7 protein-coding genes are annotated in these 6,504 nt (G+C 60.5%); 5 read left to right on the top strand and 2 right to left on the bottom strand.

Annotated elements, in window-relative coordinates; genetic code table 11:
• Positions 1-146: 146 nt before the first annotated feature.
• Positions 147-923 carry a peroxide stress protein YaaA gene (gene yaaA / locus RY831_RS22990; RefSeq protein WP_326508713.1) on the bottom strand — a complete coding sequence of 259 codons (777 nt, stop codon included), beginning with the start codon at positions 921-923 and terminating at the stop codon, positions 147-149.
• Positions 924-955: 32 nt separating this feature from the next.
• Between yaaA and RY831_RS22985 the strand changes: the two genes are divergently transcribed.
• The 3 genes from RY831_RS22985 (at position 956) to RY831_RS22975 (ending at position 4,051) form a co-directional block, all read left to right on the top strand.
• On the top strand, positions 956-1,405 hold the full coding sequence (locus RY831_RS22985) for a putative toxin-antitoxin system toxin component, PIN family (RefSeq protein WP_326508712.1): 450 nt from the start codon (positions 956-958) through the stop codon (positions 1,403-1,405).
• A gap of 38 nt (positions 1,406-1,443) precedes the next feature.
• Complete coding sequence (locus RY831_RS22980; protein ID WP_437126316.1) at positions 1,444-2,631, top strand: pyridoxal phosphate-dependent aminotransferase; 1,188 nt, start codon at positions 1,444-1,446, stop codon at positions 2,629-2,631.
• Between the two features lie 271 nt (positions 2,632-2,902).
• Positions 2,903-4,051 (top strand): HD-GYP domain-containing protein, encoded by a 1,149-nt coding sequence (locus RY831_RS22975; RefSeq protein ID WP_326508710.1) that lies wholly within the window; start codon positions 2,903-2,905, stop codon positions 4,049-4,051.
• A gap of 34 nt (positions 4,052-4,085) precedes the next feature.
• Here RY831_RS22975 and RY831_RS22970 read toward each other — a convergent pair whose 3' ends face one another.
• Positions 4,086-4,736, bottom strand: coding sequence for a glutathione S-transferase (locus RY831_RS22970; protein ID WP_326508709.1), 651 nt, complete (start codon positions 4,734-4,736; stop codon positions 4,086-4,088).
• A 227-nt stretch (positions 4,737-4,963) separates the two neighbouring features.
• Here RY831_RS22970 and RY831_RS22965 point away from each other — a divergent pair, with 227 nt between their 5' ends.
• Both RY831_RS22965 and RY831_RS22960 read left to right on the top strand, forming a co-directional pair.
• The gene (locus tag RY831_RS22965) at positions 4,964-5,743 is read left to right on the top strand and encodes an oxepin-CoA hydrolase, alternative type (protein ID WP_326508708.1); all 780 of its coding nucleotides are present in this window, start codon (positions 4,964-4,966) and stop codon (positions 5,741-5,743) included.
• 14 nt (positions 5,744-5,757) lie between these two features.
• Positions 5,758-6,468: a histidine phosphatase family protein gene (locus RY831_RS22960; RefSeq protein ID WP_326508707.1), complete on the top strand. Its 711-nt coding sequence runs from the start codon at positions 5,758-5,760 to the stop codon at positions 6,466-6,468.
• Positions 6,469-6,504: the final 36 nt, after the last annotated feature.

Below are 6,504 nucleotides of genomic sequence, written 5' to 3'. Positions count from 1 at the left end.
CCGGATAGATTTTTGCAAGCCGACCACAACACCCAAAATCTACCCTTGCAAAAGGGAGGGTGACCATAGATTTTTCTTTTCAGTTCGCCGGCTGCGCGAAAGCCGGCTCATCGCCCCCGTTTAGTGTTCCTGCTTCGTACCGGCATTTACCCCTCGGCGCGCCGCCGGAATACCCAATGCGTCTCATCCGACGCCGATGCATCGTAAGCATAGCCGTCGAGATCGAATCGTTTCAGCTTTTCGGCCTGAGTAATCCCCTTCGTCGCGGCATAACGCGCCATCAAGCCGCGTGCCCGTTTCGCGAAGAAGGAAATCACCTTGTACTTGCCATTTTTCCAATCTTCGAAGACCGGATGGATGACGCGGGCATTCAGATGCTTGGTCTTGACCGCCTTGAAGTATTCTTCAGACGCAAGGTTGACCAGAATTTCCGACCGGTTCTCGGCCAATTGGGCATTCAAGGCATCCGTTATCATGTCGCCCCAGAAGGCGTACAGGTTCCGCCCACGGGAATTGGCCAGCGAGGTTCCCATTTCAAGGCGATAGGGCTGCATCAGGTCGAGAGGACGAAGCACGCCGTAGAGACCGGAAAGGATTCTCAGCCGGGATTGCAGATAGCCGAGCTGCTTTTCGGTCAGCGACGCCGCATCCAGCCCATCGTAGACATCGCCATTGAATGCCAGCACCGCCTGCTTGGCGTTTTTACTGGAAAATTTCGGCGACCATGTGGCATAGCGGGTAACATTCAGCACCGCGAGCGCATCGGAAATATCCATCAGGGAAGACAGCTGGGCCGGAGATAAGGGCTTAAGCGTATCGATCAGCTCGGCCGAATGATCGATGAAATCCGGCAGGGAGTGCGCCTTCGTCTTGGCTGGCGTTTCATAGTCCAGCGACTTGGCGGGCGAAATGACTAACAGCATGAAAACAGTTTCTACAGGAAATGAATTGCCGAATGATACCGAATCGCATCGTGATCGACACAAATGTCTGCCTCGACCTGTTCGTCTTCCGCGATCCGCGCTGGCAGCCGTTGAGGGCAGCGCTGGAAGAGCGACGGGTGGAAGCCGTCACGCGTGATGACTGCCGCACCGAATGGCTGCGCGTGCTGGAATACAGGCACCTGCCGCTCGACGAGGATTCACGGGCGGCGGCAACGCGCGCGTTCGATGCGCTGATCGTCCTGCTTCGCGCGGAGCAGATCGAGGTGAAAACCGAGATCCGCCTCCCGGTATGCAAGGACCCCGATGACCAGAAATTCCTCGAGCTCGCCCGCGATACCGGCGCCAGAACACTGCTGACCAAGGACAAGGCGCTGCTCAAGCTCGCCAAACGTACAGCCAAGGCAGGCCTGTTCGAGATCGTGGTGCCGGAGAAATGGGCATTGCCGGCGGAGGCTGGTTAAAATGCATGCTTTGCCCTGATCAATTGCCGACCATGACCATGCAGACGCTCTCCCCGCCCGCCCCGGACCAGCCGCTCATCTCCCTGCAGTCCAGGCTGCCGAACGTCGGCACCACGATTTTCACGGTCATGTCCGCGCTCGCTTCGGAAAAAGGCGCGGTCAACCTCGGGCAAGGCTTTCCCGACTTCGACTGCGATCCCGCGCTGGTCGATGCGGTTACATCCTCCATGAAGGAAGGCTTCAATCAATACCCGCCGATGACGGGCGTGCCGGCGCTGCGGGAAGCGATCGCCGCCAAGATCGGCGCGCTATACGGCCGGCGCTATGATCCGGCGTCCGAAATCACGATAACCGCCGGCGCCACCCAGGCCCTGCTGACAGCCATTCTGTGCACGGTGCATCCCGGCGACGAAGTACTGATCATCGAACCGGTCTATGACAGCTATGTGCCGTCCATCGAACTGGCCGGAGGCAAGCCGGTATTCGTTCAGATGGAGGTCGGCGCGGAGGGTTACTCGATACCCTGGGCAAAGGTTGCGGCCGCCGTCACGCCTAAAACCCGGCTGCTGATGATCAACTCGCCGCACAATCCGACCGGCACGGTGCTCAAGCCCTCCGACATGCAGGCCCTGGCCGACATCGTGCGCGGCACGGAGATCCTGATCGTCTCCGACGAAGTCTACGAGCACATGGTCTACGACGGCGCCCGCCATGAATCGGTCTGCCGTTATCCGGAATTGGCGGCGCGCTCCTTCGTCGTATCGAGCTTCGGCAAGACCTATCATGTCACCGGCTGGAAGATCGGTTTCGTCGCCGCGCCCGCGGCGCTTTCGGCTGAATTCCGCAAGGTGCACCAGTTCAATGTCTTTACCGTCAATACGCCGGTCCAGCACGGCATGGCACGCCACATGGCGAACCCGGCGCCTTATCTCGATCTGCCCGCCTTCTACCAGCGCAAGCGCGACCTGTTCCGGGACGGCCTCAAGGCAACGCGCTTTCGCCTGCTGCCTTCCGAGGGAACCTATTTCCAGTGCGTTGACTATTCGGCAATTTCCACCCTCCCCGAAGCCGATTTCGCGAAATGGCTGACTGCGGAAATCGGCGTCGCCGCCATCCCGGTTTCCGCGTTCTACAATGAACCGCGCGAGTCGGGCATCGTGCGCTTCTGCTTCGCCAAGAAGGACGAGACCTTGCAGACCGCGCTGCAAAGGCTGGCCAGCTTGTAAGGTTTGCAATTTATTTGGAGCGCGGTCTTAAGAATGAAGCCTGCGCTGTCGTTACCACGTTAACGGATTGTCGGACGCGGCAGCGACCGCCGCGGCTGCTCCAGCTGCTCCAGCTGCTCCAGCTGCTCCAAGTCAGCCGGGCGAAGCATCACCGCAGTTCAGCAACCAAAATCTGCAAGGACGGAAACTACACGGTATCAAAGCCCAGACAGCACAATCAGCGGCCGTACATAAATGGATTCGGCAGGTAGCCAAGGCAAAGGGGGAGTAGATGGACCATCGAAGGCTCAGCTTGTCCGATATCGCCATTGGCGAACCGTTGCCCTGGGATGTGTACGGAGAAGGCAACAAGCTGCTGCTGCGGCGCGGCCATGTCCTCCAGAGCGCCGGCCAGGTCGAGTCGCTGCTGCTGCGAGGACTCTTTGTCGATGCCGCCCTGCTCGACGGCGCGCACAAGCGCCATGACCTGCACGCGCCGGAGGCCAGGCGGGAAACGCCATCGGCACTGCGCTTCATCAATCTTGCCAACAAGCGCCTCGAACGCCTGCTCTACAACCTGGGCAACGAAAGCGATGCCGCCTCGAAGATTCTGGAGGTGGTCAAGGCGCTGAATTATGCAGTGGATACCAATGCCGACGTTGCGCTGGCCAGTGTGCTGCTCAATCAGCAATCCGGCAGCTATGCGATACGCCACTCCATCGATACTGCCCTGGTTGCCTCGCTGATCGCGCGGTCCATGCGCAAGCCGCAGGAGGAAATCCAGTTCATCATGGCGGCGGCGCTGACGATGAATATCGGAATGCTGCGCCAGCACGATCAGCTGTGCGACAAGCAGACCCCATTGTCGGAACCGGAACAGCAGTGCATCAAGGCGCATGTGCAGACTAGCGTCGACCAGCTTGTGCAGGCAGGCATCACGCAGCGCGAATGGCTGGACTACGTCGCCCTGCATCATGAAAACGATGATGGCAGCGGCTACCCTCACGGCAAGACGATGGCCGACGTGCCGCAGAACGCCAAGATCGTCTCCCTGGCGGACCGGTATTGCGCCTGCGTGACGCAACGCGCCTATCGCAAGACGCTGCTGCCCAATGCCGCGCTGCGCGAGGTGCTTCTCCGCGGCGGCAAACCGGGCGATGCCATGCTCGCCGCCTACTTCATCAAGGAAATCGGCACCTATCCGCCAGGCTGTTTCGTGCGGCTGCAGAACGGAGAAATCGGCGTCGTGACCCGGCGCGCGAAGGAGGCGTCGACGCCGGTCGTCCATGCATTCATCGGCCCGCGCGGTGCTCCATTATCGTTTCCGATACAGCGCGATACCGGGAAGGAGCTGTTTGCGATACGAGAACTGCTGCCGGTCCAGCAAGCCAACCTGCGCTTCAGCATGCAGCAGCTCTGGGGCGACGAAGCGGCGCTGTAGCGCAGCAGCGCCGTCATGGACCGAACCTCGGCTGCTATCGCTTGTTGCGCGCCGCCATCGCTTCCGTGTTGGTCTTGCGGTCGGCATTGACGCGCTGTGCCGCCGGCCGCTCGCCCAGCATCTTCACATAATCGCGTACCGGCAGCCCTGCCAGCGCATCCTCGCCATAGATGATCTTCGATGCCATGCTGACGAGCGGCAGATGCACCATGCCCGCGCAGTCCGCCATGGTGAACTCGGCGCCGGCAACGTAAGGCGAGAATTTCGCAATCTTGGCGAAGCCTTCGACATTGCGCTTCAACAGCTTCTGCACGCGGTCCTTGGTTTCGTCGGTGACCTTGCCGCCGAAGAATGCCTCCGGATACAGTTCGCGCGCCACCAGCTCCAGGTGCAGTTCGATGAAGGTAATCAGTTCGCGCACCTTGGCCGTGGCATAGGGATCGGCAGGCAGCAAGGCATTCTGCGGATAGGTGGATTCAATGTAATCGAGGATGACCTGCGATTCGCATAGCCGTCCGTGTTCGGTCTCGATGAAGGGAATCTTGCCGAGCGGGGAACGTGCAAGCAGTTCGGGTGTGCGGTCGAGCCACACCAGTTCTTCTTCGAAGTCGACGCCCTTTTCCAGCAGCGCGAATTTCACTTTGTTGTAGTAGTTGCTCGCGGCAAATCCACATAGCTTCAGCATGGTTGTCTCCTTTGGTGTCGTTGTTTTGAGATCGGCAAGCTTACCGCATAACCGCCCATGCTTGCCAGGCTGCGTCCCGGACCGCGGACCCGCCAGTCCCCCTGTTCCACCCGACCGCGCCATTTCGGCAATAATAGCGAGGTCACTACATCGCCCCGTCCCGGGTCAACGGCACGTTTACACGCTTGCGGCCGGACGGGCTTTCAACCACTCACCTGCCTGCCGCCATGTCTGCCGAACTTCGAGCCTCACGCGAGGACGCCACGCTGATCCTGACCATTTCCAATCCCGGCGCCAGAAACGCGCTGCATCCCGACATGTATGCGGCAGCAATCGAAACCCTGAATACGGCCGAACGCGACGATTCCGTGCGCGCCGTGGTGCTGACCGGGGCGGACGGCTTCTTCTGCTCCGGGGGGAACCTCAAGCGGCTGCAGGAGAACCGGAGCAAGGACCGCTCCGTGCAGGCCGAGTCGATCGACAACCTGCACGGCTGGATACAGGCGATCCAGGATTGCCCGAAACCGGTGATCGCCGCTGTGGATGGCATGGGCGCAGGCGCCGGCTTTTCGCTCGCGCTGGCATGCGACCTGATCGTTGCGGGAGCCTCGGCTAAATTCACCATGGCTTACGTGAAAGTCGGCTTGACGCCGGACGGCGGCGGCAGCTGGTTCCTGTCGCAGGCGCTGCCGCGCCAGCTTGCCATTGAAATCCTTCTTGAAGGCAAGCCGGTCAGCGCCGAACGCCTGCACCAGCTTGGCGTGGTGAACCGGCTCGTTGCCGACGGCACCGCGCTCGATGCCGCGCTTGCATGGGCCGAAGAACTGGCGCAGCTGTCGCCGAACTCGGTAGAACGCATCAAGTCCCTGACACTGGAGGCTGCCGGCAACAGCCTGTCGCAGCACTTCGAATCGGAAAAGCGCAATTTCGTCGAAAGCCTGCATCATCGCGACGCGCACGAAGGCATCACCGCCTTCTTCGAAAAGCGAAAACCGAACTACAAATAGCGAATGAAGAGACCATGAGCGAACATCAGCGGCGCCGCATCTATCTGATGCGGCATGGCAATGTCACTTACTTCGACAGCCAGGGCAAACCCTTTCTTCCGGAGCAGGTTCCATTGAATGAACTGGGACAGGCGCAGGCAAGCGCCGCCGGCAAGATATTCGCCCGGGAAAAACTGCAATTCGATCGGGTGATCGTTTCCGGGCTGCCGCGCACTGTCGAGACTGCCACCCGCGTTCTCGCCGAGACCGGACAGCAGGTCGCGCTCGACCATTGGCCCGAACTGGTCGAACTGCGCGGCGGCAAGCTGTCCGCCATTCCGGATGACAGCCTGCGCGAAGCTTTCGTCGGTGCCTTCGACGGCGTCGTACCTGAAGACCGGCGCTTCCTCGGGGGCGAATCGATAGGTGAACTAATGGATCGAGTGCATCCCTGCATCGACCGCCTGCGCGCCGACAAGTCATGGGATACGGTCCTGATGGTGCTGCATGGCGGCGTCAACCGCGCCATTCTCTCGTACGCATTGACGAACCAGCGGCTGTTCCTCGGCAATCTCGCACAGACCGCCGGCTGCATCAATGCCGTCGATGTCGGCGAGGCCCAGGCGGACTGGGTGGTCCGGGTCGTCAACTTCTCCGCAGTCTCCAGCCTGCAGGGCGAATCGCGCCATACAACGATGGAAGTCCTGCTGGATCAATACCTGCAGTCGCGCAAGCGCCAGAATTGACGCCGCAGCCTCTCTTTCGCGCCTCGAAAACAGAAA

The organism is Noviherbaspirillum album (genome assembly GCF_035916955.1).
Lineage (GTDB): Bacteria > Pseudomonadota > Gammaproteobacteria > Burkholderiales > Burkholderiaceae_D > Noviherbaspirillum > Noviherbaspirillum album.
Note: the sequence above shows the minus strand (reverse complement) of the source record. Positions and strands in the feature narration are given on the sequence as shown.